The following is a 19,963-nucleotide window of genomic DNA, read 5'->3' as shown; positions in this document are numbered from 1 at the left end:
CTTGATCGGGGTTACGCTCAGCGAGTGACATAAGTCCCGCCCTGACCGCAGCATCGTTTGCGACGTACTCCGCAAAGTACAGACCCGCTTCTTGCCCCCCAGTGCCATCGTTCGCGCGGAGCAGCCGCCCAACGCCAGACGCGTACTGCGCTGGAGCATCGACGATGGATATTTGCACTGCGTCATCAAAGCCGCCGGGACCCTGAGTTAAAACTTTGTAGTACATGCTTAGCTGGATGGCGCGTATAGGCGCCTCGTAAGCTGCCGGGACCAGTACACAGGCACAGCCCACGAGCTTTGCAAGCAAGAAGAGCGTCCCGAACTTGGCTATCTCAATCACGGGATTCCTTTGAGCCGAACGTTTGAAGTCACCGGCCGCCGGAGGCGGTCCGGTGGGATGAATTGTTAGGTGTCGGTGGTAACGTCATCCCACGGTAAGCCGCCATAGCCGATGATCCAGTTGATCGCATGATGCCTCTCATGAATTATTCCGATATCGAGGTTTGCAGGCATAGGTTTGCTATTAATGCGCGCATCGCGCGCTTCCCAATGAGAATCCAGCAATTCGTTCGCCATTTCGAACAGCTCATCATCTGAGCGGCGCTGTGCAGATGAAATGAACTCATTGACAGTCACAGTCGCGAAGGGTGGCAAGACCCTCTGGAAAGCTCCCACATCGCAGTGCTCTGCTAAGCCCGGAAGTTCATTAACGACACCGATCGACCAAAGGAGCATGAGCAATGCCTCGCTACGCCAAGATCCGTTAGTCCGCTGCCGCTCGGTCGGTTCCAAAGTAGAGACGAACTTCAGCTCTTCGGGTGAAAGCTCATCCCACAGTGATTCGTCACGTAATCACGTGAGAGTTGTCTCCTTGGGCGCGCCTAACGCGAGGCCAACAACCGCGAATAACGCGAGCGCTCGTCTGGCAATCTCAGACGCGTCGCGCACCTCCTCTTCGGGCAATATTTCCTCGCTTTCGATGTGCATCGCGAAACCTAACGCCCCAGCTAACTGACATCGACGTGCGCAGCACGTCGATGTCCAGTTGAACGCCGAGTTGGGCGAGGGATAGATGATTGCTTGGATGAGCGAGTCACGGTTTCGTACCTGTTGCGTGAGTTCAGACAATTGCGGCAAGGTTTGTGCGCGCTTGTGTTTCATAGCGCTCATTGAAATGTCTGGTGCTATAAATGTAGGGCCGATTCAGGAATGACCGGAGCACGTCTTTACGCTTCATGTTGTACAAGAAACCTGGCACCCAACTGTACTCTGCACGCACCTGCCGGTCGTACTCAGCAAAACGCTCGGGCTTGGCACCCAGGATCGAAAGGTCGATGTCAACGAGCAGTTGTTCGTCGCTACGTGTTGGCGTGGCGTCATGCTTGGTGGCCATGATCAACTGTTTAACTCGCTGTTGAGTGACTTCGTGGCCACTACTCGCTTGCAGCACTCGAAGAGCCCAGTCTGCACTTTGCTGTTCGTTCGATTTGCCCCGCACGTCGTAGATTGCATCGTGAAACCACAAAGCAATTGCGACTTCTCCGGGGTGCTCCGCTAGATGTCGGGTCTGACCGAAGTGATCCAGGCATTCAGCTAGGTGCTGCTGTGAGTGGTAGTGGCGCTGAGGTTCGCTGTAGGCACTAAGCAGTGCGTCGAATAGGTCCGGCGGCGCAGTTAAACCAAGGTCTGCCCAGGCTTGTGTCCAAGATCGTTCGAACGCGCTCATTTGAGAGGCCTAACGCTGAGCTAACCGGAGTGACCGGCTTTTCGGGTGCTTCCGGTTGAGCGCCGGGTTAGCCATATGTTTCAGCTAACGCCATTGATGCCCTTAGAAGAGCAGGACGGAACCGTGCCTCTAACTCCACCAACCGAGCATCGAAGTTGAGCAATAACTCGATAGGCCATCTGAGACGTGCTATGCCAAGCGGGATGTCTTTGGAGATTGCATCATAGAACTGCTCGAACACCTCATACCCGGCCGGCGCCTCGTTCTCCATGACCCGCAGCGCTTGGCTAATATTTCTCGATGCAGGAACAAGCCCGAGATCACCAGTAACGAGCGCCCGCGCCGAAGACGCGAGCCTTCTCTTACGGGCTGTGAGTTGCTCTGGTGTCATATGGCTAACGCCTAAGTTAAGCGGCGCGGCGAAGCCGCGTCCGCTTGAATGTATTTTGGGGCGCGACGTTGCCAAGCAGTCGTGACGCCGTTAGACGCGAAGATGGCAAAGGAAGTAAACGCTCTGTTTGCGACCTTGATGTTTGATCTGCACAGGTGCTTGGCAATGAGTGCCGATGCTTCGCTGAAGCTAAGGCAGCCGCCAATGGAACGATGGACCTCAACCAGTAATGGCTCGGCCTCGAAATGAGTTTTGAGGTAAGACTCGATCGCTTTTGTTTCATCGGAACCCGAGCCATCACAGAAGTAAAACCACTGCGCGGGAGTCTCTTGAGAGAACCTACGCAACATCAATTGGTGCACCGTTCGGGGGCTCATTTCTTTACGCCCAACGCCCGGCTAACTCGAGGACCGGCAGGAGGCCGGGACTTCGGGTTGAACCACTAGTTGGACTAGCTTGACCGGCTTCCTGCACATACGTCGCCTTGCTGGACGTATACCCAGCGTGCAAGTTGCTCTATGCGAGCGTTAACGAGAGCCAGTTGCTCTCCGCACCGACACATCGGCTCTGCTGAACCTCGTTGATAGTCCTCCGGGTAAATGGCGCCCAACTCGGCTTGAACATAGGACAGCCAAGCGGCTTGTGATCGCTTGATTGCAGCAACTAGCTTTTGATCGCCTTCATTGAACTTTAGAGCCTTTGCGTAGAGTTCGGCCAGCCGACTTTCAGCCTGCCGATACTCATTGCAGCTGCTCGCCGTTAAATCTGCCTGCGGCTGGCCGGCTGCCGTCGCTGAAAAAAGAATGAGAACAATCCAGAGGTCGCGGATAGAGAGTTTCATGAAGCCCAACGCCCGGGTTAACCGGCAAAAATGCGGAGCATTTTTGTCCGCGTTGAACCTACAGTTAGGCTGGTGACAGATGCGGAAAACGTTGAGTCTTTCATAACTTGGCTCCATTAGCGCCAACCAGCAACGCCATTTGCGTCTGTGCATCTGAGCCTTCAGCTAGAAGACCTTGTGCTACCGATTGCTGATTCTGCGTTGGTTGGTTCTGGCTGACCTTCCACTTCCCGTGCATGCGATTTATCTTGAGCTCAATGCCAACGATGTTGCCGACAAGCCTATCGGTGAACTCGATCGGCGCATCAGTGACGCGCCAAGGGTGGGACTGAGATGCTTCGTGCTGGTCAGTCAGTTTTGTAATGATTTCCAGCGCCTGCTGAGGATCATGAATTGCTTCAAGTGTGCAGGAGGCATGAACGACTGCGTAGTTCCAGGTCGGCACAACCTTGCCGGCATCACGTTTGGTGGCATACCAATTCGGCGAAATGTAGGTTGACGGGCCTTGAAAGACGACAAGCAGTTCTTGACCAGCGGAGAGTTGCCACAGAGGATTGTTCTTGGCGACATGGCCAACAAGCTTGCCCGAAGCGCCCAACTCACCCTCGTACATCAGAGGTATGTGATCTGCCACTAAGCCAGAAGGCCCATTGCAAATGATGGTTGCCAAGGGGAACTGTTCAATCAGGGTGATTAGCTGTGGGAGCCTGTCTTCTTGGAAGTGTGCAGGGCAGTACATATGGTTTTTAAAAAGCCTAACGAATTGAAAAGGCGCGTATTTGCGAAAAGCCTAACGCCTAGCTTCAGCCGCGGCCGCGCCGGAGCGCAGCGGAGGCGTGGACGTCGGCTGGAAGCGCTTGTTGGGCATTTCTAAAATAGGCCGAAGTTCTTCTTTGCCGAGTTTCGCCGCGATGGGTCGACTATGTCATTTACGTTGGTTTTGTCGAATCTGTTCAGTAACGCATCTGATCCTGACCGCAACTTCAATCTCATCTCCTCTTCGTAAAGAGGGACGATAGAAAAGAAGGTGATCTCCTTATCTTGGTCGATGCGTAGCTTGTGAAAGCCCTCCGGAACTGTGACAGAGGGCAGCAGGATTGCTCCGCAAAGCTTTGTACTCGACGCGTACGGCTCAGCTGGGTCTCCGTTGGGAACTGTATGTCCCCAACCCAGCCATGTCTTGTGCTTGTGAGGTAGCCTGGCAAGCCCTTTCATTAGCCGTATCGGCCAATACCAATGCTCATCACTTAAAGAGTCTTGATCGAGTTTCCAGTTCCCAGGAAGGGTCATTAACACCTCAACGAACTTTGGCACATCGGAATCTTCTGGCGCCGACATTGGTAGGTCGCTCATGCCGGATGTCACCAATCTGACGAACGGAAAAGTCTCAGTCGCTTTTACGAAATGGACATCGATATGAACGGTGTCGGACACGATCTCATGAAATACAGTTTCAATTTGTCCGAGGTGCGCTTCAATGTGGTCTGAGATTTGTTCGATGCACTCTTCGCCCTGCGGACCCTCAAAAGGAGCAGCTTCGCTGTGGCGAAGGATCGGGCTGCCGCTCATAGAAACAACAGCGGACTTTTCTGCAGAACTCATTGTCACTCTCTCCAAAATGCCCAACGCTTGTGCTCAGGCGCGGCGAAGCCGTCGCCTGCAGCCCCTTGTTGGACGCAATTGATCATAGGGACTCAGCGAACCCGGTGATCTGGCCTTGCCCATCCGTTGAGAGGCACACGTTCCAATGCTTGGCACCACTCGGCTCGATGCTGCGGATTCCGAGTCGCACATTGAAGCCCGCATATTCATGTGGCTGATCAATTACTCCGACAACCTCAGATTCGGAAGCCCGCAGCACTAGGACTGAGAACGGCTCCGGCACTGCAACTGATGTTTTGCCTGGACCCTGGAACCATCCCCAGCCATATATGGGCTTGAAACTAGGCATGCGCGCTTTTACGCCCAACGCCGGAGCTAACGCGCGGCCCGTTTACGGGCCGTCGCGTTGAATGCCTGGTTGGGGCGGCTACACACCGCTATGCGTGATGACATACAGGAACCAAGCAGCAGAGAGCAGAGCCGCACCGAGAATGATACTGCCAGCAAAAGCCAAACCACTTTTAGCTGTGCGGACTCGGACCAGATAGACCGCTTGAGTAGCGATGGCAAGCATACCGACCCAGAGGCTTGCCTCTCCGAGTAGCGAGCCACCGTAGCGATAGTAAAGCTCGCCTGCATAACTGAGCTTGATGAACAGCGACACCAAGCCAAGCACGAATAGAGCTAGTGCGACGAGCCACAGGCGCAGAGACCAAGGTGCGAACGCAGTTTTGAGCTGCTGTTTCATGTGCCCCAACGCCGTGGTTCAGCCGCGGCTCTGCCGGAGCGCAGCGGAGGCAGAGACGTCGGCTGGAACCGCCTGTTGGGCGCGCCAGGCTCTCCTATTGAGAACCGCTCCGAACGCGCCGCCCGCGACCACACAGCCGACCTCTGCCAAGAGAGCGGCAAAATACTTGATGCCTTGCTGATGTAGCACTGCCTCTCTCATATGCCTTTCCTCCCAAAGCCCATACACACCAACAGCTAGCAAGAGAGCCCAGCCTGCCGCAATGAGGGCGAGCCACCAGCGGAGCCTTGAAACGGCGAAGGCGATTGCGGCCGCAATTGCACCTTGAATGAGAACCTCAGGAATGGTTGCCATTTTGTCTGAAACTTCCGCTACCGCAACGCTCGGTAGAAGAAGCAACAGCAACGATGACATTCGTTTCATAGTGCCCAACGCTTAAGTTAAGCGGCGGGCGAAGCCCGTCCGCTTGAATGCCTGGTTGGGCGACATTGCTAGTGCGAGCAGAGCCACCACAGCCCCCAAGCAAATGCCCCGCCTACGACCAGACTCAAGACGACAAAAACTGCTTGCATAGTTGGTGATGGACGCGACAGCGCACGCCCGATGCGCGACGACCAGAGCCACTCTGCTGCGGACTCACCAAGAACATAGAGGGGCGGACCGAAAGCGATGAATGCCACCCAGCCAGCTTTTGACTCTGGCAGGTGCGGCCAAAATTGAAGCGCGAGCAAAACGGCAACAAATAGCCAAGCAATTGCGCCCCAGAAAATGACGCTTCCCACTCTGACAAACGCGCTCATGTGTTTATGACGCCCAACGCCGAAGCTCACCCGACCCCGCGCCGAAGCGAAGCGAAGGCGTGGGGGTCGGGTGCAGCGCCTTGTTAGACGCGCTGCTGTTATGCCGCTTGCTGTGCATTACGGATGGTTTCATAGACGCTGCGCGCCCCTTGGATTTGGTCAAAGTGCGGGCCAAGCTGACTGCCCATGCCGGGCGAGCTTGAGAAGCCCCGAAACATGAACGAGAAGGGCGAGCCGCCGCCAAAGAAGATGGAACCGTAGTCGGAACTACCCTCCGACAGCGAAAGGTCTGAAAGCGTGCGCAGATTGAGTGACTTGACGCCACGAGAGAACAACCCTGAAACGATGATGATTCTTTGGGTTGTAACTGCGTAATGGGTGCTGGCTCGCTGCTTTGCCTCTACGACAAAGCGGCCAAAGATGAGGTAGAGGCCAATGACGACAAAAGGTATGCCGAAAAAAGCCATGAACAATGGAGCATTGGGTGAAGTAATAACCGAATACTCCCAGAAGATAGCGAAGCCGCCCCAAAGAACACTAAAGGGAACAAGCATGATGTCTGCGCCACGCAGATAAACACCCTGCCGGGGCTGACCCGACCAGAGAATACGCTCTCCTGGGCCAAGCTCTTTCTTAATTGGTTCGGAAGGTAGATTCATAGAGCTTTTGAGCGCCTAACGCCTAAGTTAAGCGGCGCGGCGAAGCCGCGTCCGCTTGAATGTTTTGTTGGGCGCGACTTTGCCAAGCAGTTGTGACGCCGCTAGACGCGAAGATGGCAAAGGAAGTAAACGCTCTGTTTGCGACCTTGATGTTTGATCTGCACAGGTGCTTGGCAATGAGTGCCGATGCTTCGCTGAAGCTAAGGCAGCCGCCAATGGAACGATGGACCTCAACCAGTAATGGCTCGGCCTCGAAATGAGTTTTGAGGTAAGACTCGATCGCTTTTGTTTCATCGGAACCCGAGCCATCACAGAAGTAAAACCACTGCGCGGGAGTCTCTTGAGAGAACCTACGCAACATCAACTGGTGCACCGTTCGGGGGCTCATTTCTTTACGCCCAACGCCCAGGTTAAGCCGCGGACCCGCCGGAGGCGGGGCCGTCGGCTTGAACCGTTGGTTGGGCATGACCGCTGTTAGCCATCTGCTCCTCGAATGCTTTTATTGCGGGCTGAACCTGCGGATGCGCCCGCACCCAGGCTTTTCCTAGAAAGTCTGTAACGGAACTGCCCCGAAGCACGGACTGCAAAGAGCCATCTTTGGCGCTGCTAAGAAGATCGTGGCTGTTGTGCATGACTTCTTCGCTGACGCCGGCACTTGGCTCACCCAACTCGGCGTCCCACTGTTGCTGAACAGCCAAGATCAACTTACCTGCAGCTCGCTCTAAGGGTGTGCGCTGTTTTGTCATGCCCAACTAGTATTGGGCCTTATTCACGACAGCCAGAGACTGCTTTCTCAACGGTTTGCCCCTTGGCTGCAATGGCGACGTAACAGCTACACGACCCAAACTTAGCTTCCAGCATGTCCGGATAGCGCTGGAGACGCGCCCCACGCGCGCTGTTGATTCCTTCAATAACCTTTGCTTCGGGAAGCCCGAGCTTGAAGCCATTGCATAGGTCCTCTGCCCGCATAGCGGAGGACAAAGTATCGTGAATGAGCCATGCAACGTAACCGCCAAAAAGTAAAACAACACCCGCGATCAGCTTCGCGATGCCACGAGCAGTGGAAGCCTTCTTCACGAGGCCCAACTAGTATTCGGCCTCAAAAATGACGGCTGTCACGCCGCCACCCTGTGCCGTTCTTATTCAGGTTGTTGCTCGTCTCCATGATTTCCCTTCTCTAGTCCTTGAAGCGATTCCTGTGCCGGGCTGACGAAAGCGTCAAAGTCCCCGTTGCGCAATGAAAGGATCAACTACGTTACCGGATCCACTTTGTTGCATTAAACGTGCGAACCGGAGTGACGCGCGTTAACGGGATAAGCGGTTATCGGGATAGCACGACAAGCAGGCTGAAAGTGTGACGAAGTTGGCGAAAGTGCAGCCATCATCTGCGGGCCTGCCGTCGTTCTTAGTATTTCGGCCGGGATCTTGATCCACTGCTTGGCGTTGTAACGAGTTGCGTCGCAGGCGATGTAGCGCCCCGCGGGGTAGGCCCGTAGCCCTGATGCCGGCGCTGGTTGAGCGTACGGTTCGTCGTCTGTCGCGACGGTAGGTGATGACGCGGCCGCTGAGGCCGTCGTGGATGCCTGGAGTGCGATGCCGGTGGTTTGCACGGCAGCTGTGCGACGCGCCGGTGCAAGGAATTCGACGCTGGTTGTTAGGCCGATCGGCGCTGGCGCGCTGCTGCGCTACGCCGGCTTGGCGGCCTTTGGCTTCCAGGCCGGGACGGCCAGCGAGATGAACACCATCTGGCGCTCGGCGCGGCGGACGATTTCCGCTTCGGCGGCGGCGTCGTTGGCCGGGGCTTCCAGAATCTGCTCGGCGATCGACACCATGGTGTTGACCATCAGCGTCGTCAGCATCTGCACGCTCTCCGGGTCCCAGCGGTTCAGGATCGGGAACTGCGCCAAGTCGGTCGCGAGGTCTTGTCCGAAGGCGTGGATTTCGTCACGGATCGACGCGCGAAGGCTCGAGTAGCCGCCGAAGCGCTCGCGGGCGATGAACTGGAAATGCAGCCGGTTGGCATGGATGTGCTGCACCAGCACCTGCACCGTGCCTTGGATCATGTTGCCGCTGCTGGGCAGGCCGTCGGTGCGGACCGAGCGGATCATCTGGCGCAGCGTCCGGAAGGAGTCGGCAACCAGATCCTGGCCCAGTTCTTCCATGGTCTGGTAGTGACGGTAGAACGCGGTCGGCACGATGCCGGCCTCGCGCGTCACCTCACGCAGGCTCAGGCTGCTGAAGCTCTTGTCGTGGCCGAGCAAGCGCAGCGCAGCTTCCTGCAGCCCGAGCCGGGTACGCTGGCCGCGGCTTTCACGCCCAGACTGGATCTGGTCGAGTTTGTCGGTGATCGAGTCGGGTGCCGGCATGACGGGGCGAGGGGAGGGCGAGGCGCGAGTATACGCAGCGCGGCACCGGCTGACGTAAGGCATGTGTACAAGTGTTGACATTCACCGAGGCGGCCGCCTAGGATGTGTACACACGTTCACTAACACCGCCTGCGCCATGAACCCTTCGATCCTCAGCAACCTCGACCGCGTCCTGACTTCGCCGCTGGTTGCCGCGCTGACCGCCCCTTACGGCGTCGACCGCTTTCTGGAGCCGTTCAACCCGATGTGGTCGGCGACCCAGGTCCGCGGCCGCATCGAGGCCGTGCAGCGCCAGACGCGTGACTCGGTGACGATCACCGTGCGGCCGAACCGCCACTGGCAGGGCTTCGTCGCCGGCCAGTATGCCCGTATCGAAGTTGAAATCGACGGCGTGCGCCGCAGCCGCTGCTATTCACTGGCCAGCGCCGCTCCGGGCCGTGACGGTGCCGTCGAGTTCACGATCAAGCAGCAGGATGGCGGCTTGGTGTCGACCTTCCTGTACGCCTACGCCCAGGTCGGCATGGTGCTGGGCCTGTCGCAGGCCGAGGGCGAGTTCGTGCTGCCCGAGTCGCCCACGACGCCGCTGCTGCTGGTTGCCGGTGGCAGCGGCATCACGCCGGTGATGTCGATGCTGCGCACGCTCGACGGCCGCGTCAGCAGCGCGCCGGTCAGCATGCTGTATTACGTTCGTACTGCTGCCGACGCGATCTACGGCGACGAGCTGGCCGCGCTGTTTGCACGCCATGCCAGCTGGCAGCTGCGCGTGATCCACACCCGCGACGGCGGTAGCCATTTCAGCCCGGCGCATGTCGACGCGCTGGTCGCTGATCTGGCGGCCGTTGATACCTACGTCTGCGGCCCGGCGGCATTGATCGATGCGCTGATCGCGCTGTCCGCCGAGCGCGGCTGCGAGGCGCGGCTGCGCCACGAGCGCTTCACGGCGCCGGTGAGCACGGCCGTGATCGACCCGAACACCGTCAGCGGCGAACTGCGCTTCATCCGCAGCGAGCGTCTGGCCACCAACGACGGCCGCAGCCTGCTCGACCAAGCCGAAGCGGCTGGGCTGCGCCCCGAGGCCGGCTGCCGCATGGGCATCTGCCATAGCTGCACCTGCCGCAAGACGTCCGGGGTCGTCCGCGACCTGCGCAGCGGCAAGCTGTCATCCGACGGCGAAGAAGACATCCAGATCTGCGTCAGCGCCGCCGTTGGCGACGTGACGCTCGATCTTTAATCCGATACCCCCTTTCCAGACTGTCAGCAGGAGCCCGCCATGGCCCGTAGCCGTTCCTTGACCAAGACGCCGAACCCGAGCATTCGGTCGGCCCCGCAGCAGCCGTCCAAGCCGCTGACCGCCAACACGCTGTCGCTGACCCCGGCGCAGATCGAAGCCTTCGGCAAAGAGATGGATGCGATCCGCGAGCGCGTGCTCGGCGATCTGGGCCAGCGCGACGCCGACTACATCCGCGACATCGTCAAGCTGCAGCGCGGACTCGAAATCGCCGGCCGCGCAATGCTGCAGTTCGGCTGGCTGCCGCCGGCGTTCGTCGGTGGCGTGGCGGCGCTGGGTGCGTCCAAGATCCTCGACAACATGGAGATCGGCCACAACGTCATGCACGGTCAGTACGACTGGATGCAGGACCCGCAGCTGAACTCGCGCAAGTACGACTGGGACACGGCTTGCCCGGCCGACCAGTGGCGCCATTCGCACAACGTGATGCACCACACCTACACCAACGTGTTGGGCGTGGACCGCGACGTCGGCTACGGCTTGCTGCGGATGGACGAAAACCAGCCCTGGCACCCGATCTTCCTGGCCAACCCGGTGTTTGCGTTCCTGCTGGCGTCGCTGTTCCAGTACGGCGTGGCGCTGCACGACGCTGAGTTCGATCGCATCTTGTCGGGCGAGCGTCCGCTGAGCGAGGCCATGCCGCTGCTCAAGGGCATCTGGAAGAAAACCCGTGGTCAGTGGCTGAAGGACTACGCGCTGTTCCCGCTGCTGGCCGGTCCGGGCGCGCCGATCACGTTCGTCGGCAATGCGATGGCCAACCTCGTCCGCAACTACTGGACGTTCACGATCATCTTCTGCGGCCACTTCCCGGCCGACGTGCAGACCTTCGACAAGAGCACGCTGGCCAACGAGACGCGTGGCCAGTGGTATCTGCGCCAGTTGCTGGGCAGCGCCAACATCGAAGGCGGCAAGTGGTTCCACATCTTCAGCGGCAACTTGAGCCACCAGATCGAGCACCACTTGTTCCCTGATCTGCCGGCGCACCGCTACGCGGAAATGTCGGTGGAAGTGCGCAAGGTCTGCGAGAAGTTCGGCCTGCCGTACAACACCGGCTCGCTGCGCAAGCAGTTTGGCAGTGTCGTCGCCAAGATCTTCAAATTGGCACTGCCGCCGCGTTCTGCGATGCTGCCGGTCACCGCCTGAACCCGGACCGCGCAATGCCCCGCAAGCTGGAAGTGATCAAGGATGTGCTGCAAGTGGCTGTCGACAGTGGCGCCGAGCGCGTCGGTCGTATTACCAGCGTCATCACCGGCGCCGTGCGTGACGTAACGCGCGAAGTCGGTGAGTGGGCCAGCGACGTGCTCGAAGTGGTCGACGCCGGCCGTAATGCGCCCCGCGATTCGACGCTGCCGCGCAGCAAGTCCAAGCGCGACGACGGCTGACGTCCAGCGCTGACGGCCCAAGCCGTCCGTCGTCATCAAGGCCCGGTTAATCCGGGCCTTTTTTGTGGCCGGCGACGCCGGGCCAGCGCCGGCAGAAACCGGTGGACCGGGGTCGCCTCTGCTCGGCCTCGTTCAGCGCGTCGAACCTCGATCGCCGCTACCCGATATCCGGCTGCCTCTGGCGCGTCGGCGATCCGCAGCGGTGGCGGATCACCCCCGGTCCACGCGACTTATTGCATGCGAATAATTCTCATGTAGAATCGCGTTCAGCAACATCGGGTACGGAAGCCAAAGCGACGCCCTCGACGGCGGCAGCGATCAGCCACCGTCTTTTTGCGATCGCAATACAAGACAGGGAGAGGTTTGGATGACGATGTTTCGTATGACGCCGCTGGCGGCGGCGGTGCTGGCTGTGTACGCCGTTCCGGGGATGGCGCAAGCCGCTGAGCCGTCCGCTACCGCCGAGCGTGCCGTCGCGCTGCCGGCGGTCAAGGTCGAAGATTCGGTCGAGACGCCTTACAAGGCCGACAAAGTACAGTCGCCCAAGTTCAGCGAGCCGCTGGTCAACACGCCGCAGACGATCACCGTCATCAAGAAGGAGCTGATCCAGGAGCGCGTTGCCACCACGCTGACCGAGGCGCTGCGCAATACGCCGGGCATCACGCTGCAGCAGGGCGAAAACGGCAACTCCACCAGCGGCGATGCGATCAGCATGCGTGGCTTCGACACGCAGAACAGCATCTTCATCGACAACATCCGTGACTTGGGCACGGCGGTGCGCGACACCTTCAACATCGAGCAGATCGAGGTGGTGAAGGGGCCATCAGGCGCCGACAACGGCCGTGGTGCCACCTCGGGCTACATCAATCTGTCGAGCAAGCTGCCGTCGCTGGAAGACTTCCGTGCCGGCACGATCAGCTATGGCAGCGCCGAGCGCCGTCGCGTGACGGCCGATTTGAATCAGAGCATCGGCAGCAACAGCGCGGTGCGGCTCAATCTGCTCGGCCAGGACGGTGGTGTCGCCGGCCGCGACCATATCGAGCGCCAGAGCTGGGGCGTGGCCCCGTCGATCGCGTTCGGCTTGGATACGCCGACGCGCGTCTATCTGTTCTCGCAGCACATTCAGCAGAACAACACGCCCGACGGCGGCGTGCCCACCGTCGGACTGTCGGGCTACCGGTTCTCCAACTCGGTGCCGCAGCCGATCCAGCAGACGCTGGATGCAGCCGACCGCGACGTCGCCGCGCCCGATTCGAAGAACTTCTACGGCTTTGCGCAAGACTTCGAAGACATCGACGCCAACATGTTCACCGCCAAGATCGAGCACGACTTGGCGCCGGGCGTGGCGGTGCGCAATACCGCGCGCTACGGCAAGAGCGAGCAGCAGCGCGTGCTCACCGGCGTCAATGCGGTCACGGTCACCGACGGTGCCTTCGGCCAGAACGCCGATCCGGCCGCCAATCCGCCGCGCCCCGAGCCGACACCGCCACCTGACGGGCTCACGCTGCGCGATCCGTCAGCGTATACGGTCGCTCGCTCGGTGCAGGCCACCGGTCGCACTAACGAGATCATGACCAACCAGACCAACCTGACCGGCACGCTAAAGACCGGCATCGTCGAGCACGCGCTCGGCGGCGGTCTGGAGTTCATCTACGAAAAGCAGTTCACGCCGGCTTATGCCGTCGTCGGCGACGCCACCCCGACCGCCAATCTGCAGGCCAATCTGTACAACCCCGATCGCAACGCGACTCGCGCCAACTACGCCCGCAACGGCGCGTACACCGACGGCCAGACGATCACCACCGCGGTCTACCTGTTCGACACGCTGCACATCACCGACCGCTGGCTGGTCAACGGCAGCCTGCGCTGGGAGCGCTACGAAACCGAGACGCAGACGGTGGCGGCGCCGGTGGCCCCGGCAACGTCGGGCTTGGCGACGCGGCTGGAAGCCGCCGACAACCTGCTGAGTTGGAAGACCGGCGTCGTCTACAAGCCCACTGCGATCAGCAGCGTGTACGTGTCGTACGCCAATTCGTTCCAGCCGCCGGGCGGCGCAAATTTTTCGCTGTCGGCGACGAGCACCAACATCGCCAATCCGAATCTCGATCCGACCGAAGCGACCAACGCCGAAGTCGGCACCAAGTGGGATCTGTTCGGCGGCAAGCTGGCCGCAACCGCAGCGCTGTTCCAAAGCACCAACAAGAACGAGTTGGCTCGCGCCGGCGACAACCCCGACCAGGTGATCCAGTTCGGCAAGCGCGAGGTCAAAGGCGTGGAACTGGCGCTGGTCGGCGAAGTGCTGCCGAACTGGAACGTCAGCGCTGGCGTGACGCGGCAGGATGCCGAGATCACCGAAGGCACCGAGACCTCTGATGGCGCCGGTGCGCGCTTCACACCCGAGTGGAACGCTACGTTGTGGACCACGTATCGGGTGGTTCCGTATCGCTTGCAGTTCGGTGTCGGTGCGCAGTACGTCGATTCGCAGGTGCGCAGCGAAACCAATAACCCCAACGGGTCGGTGTCGGCAACGACGGGGCAGGTGGGCCTGACCAATCTGTACAAGGTCGACGGCTACACGCTGATCGATGCGATGGTCGCCTATGAAGCGACGAAGAACCTCACGGTGCAGCTCAATGGCTACAACCTGTTCGACGAGGACTACATCGCCGCGATCAACAACGGCGGTTCGCGTTACCTGCCCGGTACGCCTGCGTCGTACTTGCTGAGCTTGAACCTGAAGTTCTAGGCCCGCGTTCGCTGATCGCCCATCGCTGTTTTCCACCCGAGCCCGCCGATGCTGCTGCACATTCCCAAGGTGTTGACCCCCGAACAAGTCGCGCAGATGCGCGACGTGCTCGACCGCACCGACTGGGAAGACGGCCGCAACACGGCAGGGCCGCAGGCCGCACGCGTCAAACGCAACCAGCAGCTGACCGAGGAACATCCGGTGGCGCAGCAACTGGGCGATACCCTGCTCAAGGCGCTGGGCCGTAACGAGCTGTTCCTGTCGGCCGCGTTGCCGCACCGGGTGTTTCCGCCGTTGTTCAATCGCTATTGCGACGGCGGCGAGTTCGGCATGCACGTCGATACCGCCGTGCGCGATGTCCGAGGCAAGGGCATCCGCGTGCGTACCGATCTGTCGGCGACGCTGTTTCTGAGCGAGCCGCACGAGTACGACGGCGGCGAACTGGTGATGGATGACACCTATGGCGCCCATGCCGCCAAGCTGCCGGCCGGCGACATGGTGTTGTATCCGTCGACCAGCTTGCATCGGGTCAACGCAGTGACGCGCGGCGCACGCGTCGCCGCCATCTGCTGGGTGCAGAGCCTGGTTCGCGAAGATGCGCAGCGCACGCTGCTGTATGAGATGGACACGGCGCTGCAGGCCTTGAACCGGTCGGTACCCGAGCATCCGTCATTGCTGCAGCTGACCGGCGTGTATCACAACCTGCTGCGTCGCTGGGCCGATCTGTGACAGCGACTGCAACGACGACGGTGGCGGCAGCGGCGCGTCGCGCGCAGTGGCGTGCGTTTTGGCTGCGGCAGTTGTACCAGTGGCACTGGATCAGTGCCGCGCTGAGTCTGGTCGGCATGCTGCTGTTCGCGATCACCGGCATCACGCTCAACCACGCCTCGCAGATCAAAGCGCAGCCGCAGGTGCAGCGGTTTCAGGCCGTGCTACCGCCGGCGTTGTTGTCGGCATTGACCGCCGATCACGCGGCCGATGCCGGCGAACTGCCGCCAGCGCTGCAACGCTGGCTGACGCAGCAGTGGTCGGTGACGACGGCCGGCGTTGTGCCGGAATGGTCCGACGACGAGGTGTATCTGTCGCTGCCGCGGCCGGGCGGTGACGGCTGGCTGTCGATCGAGCGAGCCAGTGGCGCGGTCGAATACGAACGCACCGATCGCGGCTGGGTGTCGTATCTCAACGACCTGCACAAGGGTCGCCACACCGGTGGCGTGTGGACCGCGTTTCTCGACGTGTTCGCGATCGTCTGCCTGGTGTTCTCCATCAGCGGCCTGCTGTTGCTGCAGATGCAGGCGGCGCGACGACCCAGCACATGGCCGCTGACCGGCCTCGGGCTGCTGATTCCGCTGCTGCTGGCGCTGTTGTTTATCCACTGATCCATTGAGTCTCCACACCCATGAAACTGCCTTCGATGCGCAACCCGTTTTCCGTCGCGCTGTGCGGGCTGACGGCGACGCCGGCGCTGGCCGCCGATCTGAGCGTCACGCTGCAAGTGCCGCCGATCGATACCGCCGAATACCACCGTCCATACGTCGCTGTGTGGCTGGAGCGCGAGGATCGCAGCGTCGCCAGCCAGTTGGCGCTGTGGTACCAGCAAAAGCGCGGCGGCCCAGCGGCCGCAGCGCCGCCGATGGGGCCGGCTGCCGAAGGCGGCACCAAGTGGCTGCCCGACCTGCGCCAGTGGTGGCGTCGCGGTGGCCGTGAAATGAGCCTTCCCGCCGATGGCGTCAGCGGCGCGACGCGTGCTGTCGGCGAGTACGAGCTGAGCTTCAGTCAGGGCAGGGCGCCGCTCGGCGATCTGGCGCCGGGCGCGTACAAGCTGGTCGTCGAAGCGGCGCGCGAGGATGGCGGCCGCGAAGTGCTCGATATCCCGTTCCAGTGGCCGGTCAAGACGACAACCCCGCTCAAGGCTCAGGGCAAGAGCGAGTTGGGCGCCGTGACGCTGCTGCTCAAACCCTGATCGCGCTACGCCGATCCCACGAACCGGACCCGCTCATGACATCCCGCAAACACTCGATCAAGACTCAAGCGCTGCTGACCGCCGCTGCGCTGCTATTGCCGTTGGCTGCGCAAGCGCACAAGCCGTGGCTGGCGCCGTCCAAGACCGTGCTCAGCGTCGGCCAGTGGGTCACGGTCGATGCTGCCGCCTCGACGGTCCCGTTTGTACGCGATCACAACGCGATGCGCTTGGACAATCTGGCGATCACCGCGCCCGACGGCCGCAGCGTCGCGCCCGACAACACCGCGTCCGGCAAGCTGCGCAGCACGTTCGACCTGCAACTGACGCAGCCCGGTACCTATCGGATCGCGATGCTCAACGGCGGCATCAGTGCCAGCTGGCAGGACAACGGCCAGACGCGGCGTTATCCGCCGCGCGGCCAGCCGTTCAACACGGCCGAGTTTGCGAACGCGGTGCCGGCTACGGCGACGGGCCTGAAGGTCAGCCAGTCGATCGGGCGCCTGGAAACCTATGTCACGGCCGGCAAGCCCAGCGTCGGAGCGCTCAAGCCGACCGGCCGTGGCTTGGAGTTGGCGCCGGTGACCGCGTTCAACGACTTGTACGTCGGCGAGCGCGCGACGTTCCAGCTGCTGATCGACGGCAAGCCGGCGCAGGGCGTCGAGGTCGAGCTGATTGCTGACGGTGCGCGTTATCGCGACGCGGTTGGTGAAGTGATGCTGAAGACCGATGGCAACGGACAGTTCAGCGTCGAATGGCCGCAGCCGGGCTTGTACTACCTGTCGGCGTCGATCACCGACGACAAGGCCGAAAAGCCCGCCACCGAGCGCCGCAGCAGCTACGCCGGCGTGTTCGAGGTGCTGTCCCCCTGAGTACCGTCGTCGCCGCACCGTCGGCGCCACCGCGTCGCGTGCTGATCCCGCGGCAGTTCAGCGCCGCGACCGAAGCGGGTCCGCAAGCCGGCACTGCCGTGCACTCGCTGCAAGGCCGCACGATGGGCACGGCTTGGAGCCTGCGCTGCGTGCTGCCGGCCGGTGCCGATCCTGCAGCCGCGATGCCGCTGTTACAGGCGGCGATTCAGGCCGCGCTGGATCGTGTCGTGGCGCAGATGAGTCACTGGGATCCGGCATCCGAGCTGTCGCGCTTCAATGCGGCGCCAGCCGGCAGCTGGCATCGGCTCAGTGACGACTTCTATAGCGTGCTCGACGCGGCTCAGCGCCTGGCACAACAAACCGACGGCGCCTACGACGTCACCGCCGGTGCGCTGGTCAATGCCTGGGGCTTTGGTCCGCTGCCGGCGAGCCGCAGCCCTGACGACGCCGAGGTGCGCGCGGCTTTGCAGACCGTTGGTTGGCAGCGACTGCAACTCGACGCGGCGAACCGCTCTGCGCGCCAGCCGGGCGGTCTGCTGCTGGATCTGTCGTCGATCGCCAAGGGCTTTGGCGTCGACCGCATGGCCGCCGTTCTCGATCGCGCCGGTGTGCTGCATTACATCTGCGAAATCGGCGGCGAGTTGCGCGGCCAAGGCTGCAAGCCCGACGGCTCGCCGTGGTGGGTCGAGCTGGAAGCGGTGCCCGATGCGCGTGGTCCCTTGCAACGCTGGTTGCTGGCGCTCGATGAGCTGTCGGTAGCCACATCCGGCGACTATCTGCGCTATTACGAGCGCGGCGCCCACCGCGACGCGCACACGCTCGACCCACGCAGCGGTCGGCCGCTGCGCCCGGCGCCGGCATCGGTCAGCGTGATCCATCGCGACTGCATGCAGGCCGATGCGCTGGCCACCGCGCTGACCGTGCTCGGCTTGCAGGACGGCATGGCGTACGCCGAGCGTCACCAGATCGCCGCGCTGTTCCAAATCCGTCGCCGCGACGATTCGGCGCTGATCGACCAACACCCCAGCAGCGCGCTGCTGGCGATGCTCGACTGAGCGTCACATGAGCGCGCGTCGCGTCCCGTTGTTTGCCGTCGGCACGGGTCTGCTGTTGCTGCTGTTGGCAAGCGCAGCTGTGGCCCTGGCGCTGTGGCAGCCGGAGGGCCTGCGCTGGCGCAATCCCGGCGTGCAACGCTGGATCCAGGCGGGTTCGGCTGTGCTCGGCTATCTGCTGCTGATCATGGCCGGCCGATGGCACAGACGCGATCGGGTTGCGCGTGCGCAGGGCGACGACGACTGCGATGACGCGGTGCTGGTGATTCATTCGAGCCAGAGCGGTCATGCGGTTCAGTTGGCGCAGCGCACGGCCGCCGCGCTGCAAGCCGCCGGACGAGCCGCGAGCGTGGTGGCGATCGACGCGCTCGATGCCGCACGCCTGATCCGCACGCGACGCGCGTTGTGGATCGCGAGCACCACCGGCGACGGCGATCCGCCGGATGGCGCGTTGCGCTTCATTCGCAGCGTGATGGCGCAGCCGCTGTCGATGGCGACGCTGGAGTACGGCGTGCTGGCGCTCGGCGACCGACGCTATCCGCAGTTCTGCGCCTGGGGCCGGCAGCTCGATCAGTGGCTGCGCGAGCGAGGCGCACAAGCCTTGTTCGAACGTATCGACGTCGACAATGCCGACGCCGCCGCGCTGGAGCGCTGGCATCAGCAGCTGTCGCGCTTGGCCGATGGCGATCCGCTCGACGGCTGGCAGGCGCCGCCGCTGCGCGAGTGGCAGCTGGTTGATCGCCGCTTGCTCAACGCGGGCAGCAGCGGCGCGCCTTGCTTCCATGTGGCGCTGGTGCCGGTGGGTGGCGGTGGCGCCGATTGGCAGGCCGGCGATGTGTTCGCGCTGCAGCTACCAGGCGATTCCCGCGTGCAGCGCGATTACTCGATCGCCTCGCTACCGGCCGACGGCGCCGTACACCTGCTGGTGCGCCAGACGCGCCGCGATGACGGCAGCCTGGGCTTGGGCTCGGGCTGGCTGACGCAGCACGGCGCGATCGGCGACCGTCTGCCGGCACAGATTCGCGCCAATCCGCGCTTCCATCTGCCGGACGATGCGCGGCCGCTGATCTTGATCGGCAATGGCACCGGGCTTGCCGGCTTGCGTGCCTTGCTCAAGGCGCGCATCGCGCGCGGCCATGACGACAACTGGCTGTTGTTCGGCGAGCGCCACGCAGCCTACGACGTTCATTACCGCGCCGAGCTGATGCAGTGGCAGGCGCAAGGCGCGCTGCGCCAGCTCGATCTGGTGTTTTCGCGCGACGGCGCCAGCGCTGAATACGTACAGCACCGTTTGCTGCGCGACGCTGCGTTGCTGCGCGACCGAGTGCAGCGCGGTGCGGCGATCTACGTCTGCGGCAGCGCACACGGCATGGCCACCGGCGTCGACGAGGTGCTGCGCCGCGTGCTGGGCCATGACGGCATCGAACAACTGATCGAAAGCGGTCGTTATCGGCGCGACGTGTACTGAGGCGCTGTGCAAACCGCGCAACGACGAACCTCGCCGCGCGTGACGGGCGCCGCGACGGCGCG

General features: G+C 61.8%; 23 protein-coding genes. 10 read left to right on the top strand and 13 right to left on the bottom strand.

Annotation, left to right across the window (positions count from 1 at the left end):
• Positions 1–405 precede the first annotated feature (405 nt).
• The 13 genes from BUB09_RS01970 to BUB09_RS01925 all read right to left on the bottom strand — a co-directional run bounded on the left by BUB09_RS01970 (position 406) and on the right by BUB09_RS01925 (position 9,133).
• Complete coding sequence (locus BUB09_RS01970; RefSeq protein WP_217650224.1) at positions 406–837, bottom strand: DUF4272 domain-containing protein; 432 nt, start codon at positions 835–837, stop codon at positions 406–408.
• A gap of 283 nt (positions 838–1,120) precedes the next feature.
• Positions 1,121–1,726 (bottom strand): HD domain-containing protein, encoded by a 606-nt coding sequence (locus BUB09_RS01965; RefSeq protein WP_072893337.1) that lies wholly within the window; start codon positions 1,724–1,726, stop codon positions 1,121–1,123.
• Between the two features lie 402 nt (positions 1,727–2,128).
• On the bottom strand, positions 2,129–2,479 hold the full coding sequence (locus BUB09_RS16860) for a hypothetical protein (RefSeq protein ID WP_139250068.1): 351 nt from the start codon (positions 2,477–2,479) through the stop codon (positions 2,129–2,131).
• A gap of 89 nt (positions 2,480–2,568) precedes the next feature.
• Positions 2,569–2,958: a lysozyme inhibitor LprI family protein gene (locus BUB09_RS01955; RefSeq protein WP_072894041.1), complete on the bottom strand. Its 390-nt coding sequence runs from the start codon at positions 2,956–2,958 to the stop codon at positions 2,569–2,571.
• Positions 2,959–3,058: 100 nt separating this feature from the next.
• Positions 3,059–3,697 carry an FMN-binding negative transcriptional regulator gene (locus BUB09_RS01950; protein ID WP_072893331.1) on the bottom strand — a complete coding sequence of 213 codons (639 nt, stop codon included), beginning with the start codon at positions 3,695–3,697 and terminating at the stop codon, positions 3,059–3,061.
• Positions 3,698–3,828: 131 nt separating this feature from the next.
• Positions 3,829–4,560 carry a suppressor of fused domain protein gene (locus tag BUB09_RS01945; protein WP_072894039.1) on the bottom strand — a complete coding sequence of 244 codons (732 nt, stop codon included), beginning with the start codon at positions 4,558–4,560 and terminating at the stop codon, positions 3,829–3,831.
• A 427-nt stretch (positions 4,561–4,987) separates the two neighbouring features.
• On the bottom strand, positions 4,988–5,308 hold the full coding sequence (locus BUB09_RS01940; protein ID WP_072893329.1) for a hypothetical protein: 321 nt from the start codon (positions 5,306–5,308) through the stop codon (positions 4,988–4,990).
• Positions 5,309–5,326: 18 nt separating this feature from the next.
• On the bottom strand, positions 5,327–5,722 hold the full coding sequence (locus BUB09_RS01935; protein ID WP_139250067.1) for a hypothetical protein: 396 nt from the start codon (positions 5,720–5,722) through the stop codon (positions 5,327–5,329).
• A 484-nt stretch (positions 5,723–6,206) separates the two neighbouring features.
• Positions 6,207–6,767 carry a PH domain-containing protein gene (locus tag BUB09_RS01930; protein WP_072893325.1) on the bottom strand — a complete coding sequence of 187 codons (561 nt, stop codon included), beginning with the start codon at positions 6,765–6,767 and terminating at the stop codon, positions 6,207–6,209.
• A 22-nt stretch (positions 6,768–6,789) separates the two neighbouring features.
• Complete coding sequence (locus BUB09_RS16855; RefSeq protein WP_139250066.1) at positions 6,790–7,140, bottom strand: hypothetical protein; 351 nt, start codon at positions 7,138–7,140, stop codon at positions 6,790–6,792.
• 37 nt (positions 7,141–7,177) lie between these two features.
• Positions 7,178–7,465 (bottom strand): hypothetical protein, encoded by a 288-nt coding sequence (locus tag BUB09_RS16710; RefSeq protein WP_217650208.1) that lies wholly within the window; start codon positions 7,463–7,465, stop codon positions 7,178–7,180.
• A 67-nt stretch (positions 7,466–7,532) separates the two neighbouring features.
• Positions 7,533–7,844, bottom strand: a complete 312-nt coding sequence (locus tag BUB09_RS16850; RefSeq protein WP_139250065.1) for a hypothetical protein — start codon at positions 7,842–7,844, stop codon at positions 7,533–7,535.
• 608 nt (positions 7,845–8,452) lie between these two features.
• Positions 8,453–9,133: a TetR family transcriptional regulator gene (locus BUB09_RS01925; RefSeq protein WP_072893323.1), complete on the bottom strand. Its 681-nt coding sequence runs from the start codon at positions 9,131–9,133 to the stop codon at positions 8,453–8,455.
• A gap of 136 nt (positions 9,134–9,269) precedes the next feature.
• Between BUB09_RS01925 and BUB09_RS01920 the strand changes: the two genes are divergently transcribed.
• The 10 genes from BUB09_RS01920 (at position 9,270) to BUB09_RS01875 (ending at position 19,901) form a co-directional block, all read left to right on the top strand.
• Positions 9,270–10,364, top strand: coding sequence for a ferredoxin reductase (locus BUB09_RS01920; protein WP_072893321.1), 1,095 nt, complete (start codon positions 9,270–9,272; stop codon positions 10,362–10,364).
• Positions 10,365–10,403: 39 nt separating this feature from the next.
• Entirely contained in the window at positions 10,404–11,564 is a 1,161-nt protein-coding gene (locus tag BUB09_RS01915; RefSeq protein WP_084083085.1) for a fatty acid desaturase family protein, read from the top strand.
• A 14-nt stretch (positions 11,565–11,578) separates the two neighbouring features.
• Positions 11,579–11,803 carry a hypothetical protein gene (locus BUB09_RS01910; RefSeq protein WP_072893319.1) on the top strand — a complete coding sequence of 75 codons (225 nt, stop codon included), beginning with the start codon at positions 11,579–11,581 and terminating at the stop codon, positions 11,801–11,803.
• A 367-nt stretch (positions 11,804–12,170) separates the two neighbouring features.
• Positions 12,171–14,549: a catecholate siderophore receptor Fiu gene (locus tag BUB09_RS01905; RefSeq protein WP_072893317.1), complete on the top strand. Its 2,379-nt coding sequence runs from the start codon at positions 12,171–12,173 to the stop codon at positions 14,547–14,549.
• 48 nt (positions 14,550–14,597) lie between these two features.
• Positions 14,598–15,278, top strand: a complete 681-nt coding sequence (locus BUB09_RS01900) for a Fe2+-dependent dioxygenase (RefSeq protein WP_072893315.1) — start codon at positions 14,598–14,600, stop codon at positions 15,276–15,278.
• Positions 15,275–15,928, top strand: coding sequence for a PepSY-associated TM helix domain-containing protein (locus BUB09_RS01895; RefSeq protein ID WP_245793056.1), 654 nt, complete (start codon positions 15,275–15,277; stop codon positions 15,926–15,928). Before BUB09_RS01900 ends, BUB09_RS01895 begins: the two co-directional genes overlap by 4 nt.
• A 20-nt stretch (positions 15,929–15,948) precedes the next feature.
• Positions 15,949–16,512 carry a DUF2271 domain-containing protein gene (locus BUB09_RS01890; protein WP_084083084.1) on the top strand — a complete coding sequence of 188 codons (564 nt, stop codon included), beginning with the start codon at positions 15,949–15,951 and terminating at the stop codon, positions 16,510–16,512.
• 56 nt (positions 16,513–16,568) lie between these two features.
• Positions 16,569–17,381, top strand: coding sequence for a DUF4198 domain-containing protein (locus BUB09_RS01885; RefSeq protein ID WP_072894031.1), 813 nt, complete (start codon positions 16,569–16,571; stop codon positions 17,379–17,381).
• A gap of 38 nt (positions 17,382–17,419) precedes the next feature.
• On the top strand, positions 17,420–18,436 hold the full coding sequence (locus BUB09_RS01880) for an FAD:protein FMN transferase (RefSeq protein WP_217650206.1): 1,017 nt from the start codon (positions 17,420–17,422) through the stop codon (positions 18,434–18,436).
• Positions 18,437–18,620: 184 nt separating this feature from the next.
• Positions 18,621–19,901, top strand: a complete 1,281-nt coding sequence (locus BUB09_RS01875) for a sulfite reductase subunit alpha (RefSeq protein WP_436232900.1) — start codon at positions 18,621–18,623, stop codon at positions 19,899–19,901.
• Positions 19,902–19,963: the final 62 nt, after the last annotated feature.

Source organism: Hydrocarboniphaga daqingensis, from assembly GCF_900129825.1.
GTDB lineage: Bacteria > Pseudomonadota > Gammaproteobacteria > Nevskiales > Nevskiaceae > Hydrocarboniphaga > Hydrocarboniphaga daqingensis.
This window is presented reverse-complemented; position numbering and strand designations above follow the sequence as displayed.

Bases quoted from the DNA above. Each gene is read 5' to 3' on its own strand.
- BUB09_RS01965 (WP_072893337.1), bottom strand. From the start codon at position 1,726: ATGAGCGCGTTCGAACGATCTTGGACACAAGCCTGGGCAGACCTTGGT.
- BUB09_RS01945 (WP_072894039.1), bottom strand. From the start codon at position 4,560: ATGAGTTCTGCAGAAAAGTCCGCTGTTGTTTCTATGAGCGGCAGCCCG.
- BUB09_RS01890 (WP_084083084.1), top strand. From the start codon at position 15,949: ATGAAACTGCCTTCGATGCGCAACCCGTTTTCCGTCGCGCTGTGCGGG.
- BUB09_RS01925 (WP_072893323.1), bottom strand. From the start codon at position 9,133: ATGCCGGCACCCGACTCGATCACCGACAAACTCGACCAGATCCAGTCT.
- BUB09_RS01955 (WP_072894041.1), bottom strand. From the start codon at position 2,958: ATGAAACTCTCTATCCGCGACCTCTGGATTGTTCTCATTCTTTTTTCA.
- BUB09_RS01905 (WP_072893317.1), top strand. From the start codon at position 12,171: ATGACGATGTTTCGTATGACGCCGCTGGCGGCGGCGGTGCTGGCTGTG.
- BUB09_RS01900 (WP_072893315.1), top strand. From the start codon at position 14,598: ATGCTGCTGCACATTCCCAAGGTGTTGACCCCCGAACAAGTCGCGCAG.
- BUB09_RS01910 (WP_072893319.1), top strand. From the start codon at position 11,579: ATGCCCCGCAAGCTGGAAGTGATCAAGGATGTGCTGCAAGTGGCTGTC.
- BUB09_RS01930 (WP_072893325.1), bottom strand. From the start codon at position 6,767: ATGAATCTACCTTCCGAACCAATTAAGAAAGAGCTTGGCCCAGGAGAG.
- BUB09_RS01940 (WP_072893329.1), bottom strand. From the start codon at position 5,308: ATGAAACAGCAGCTCAAAACTGCGTTCGCACCTTGGTCTCTGCGCCTG.
- BUB09_RS01915 (WP_084083085.1), top strand. From the start codon at position 10,404: ATGGCCCGTAGCCGTTCCTTGACCAAGACGCCGAACCCGAGCATTCGG.
- BUB09_RS01950 (WP_072893331.1), bottom strand. From the start codon at position 3,697: ATGTACTGCCCTGCACACTTCCAAGAAGACAGGCTCCCACAGCTAATC.
- BUB09_RS01935 (WP_139250067.1), bottom strand. From the start codon at position 5,722: ATGTCATCGTTGCTGTTGCTTCTTCTACCGAGCGTTGCGGTAGCGGAA.
- BUB09_RS01920 (WP_072893321.1), top strand. From the start codon at position 9,270: ATGAACCCTTCGATCCTCAGCAACCTCGACCGCGTCCTGACTTCGCCG.
- BUB09_RS01875 (WP_436232900.1), top strand. From the start codon at position 18,621: ATGGCCGGCCGATGGCACAGACGCGATCGGGTTGCGCGTGCGCAGGGC.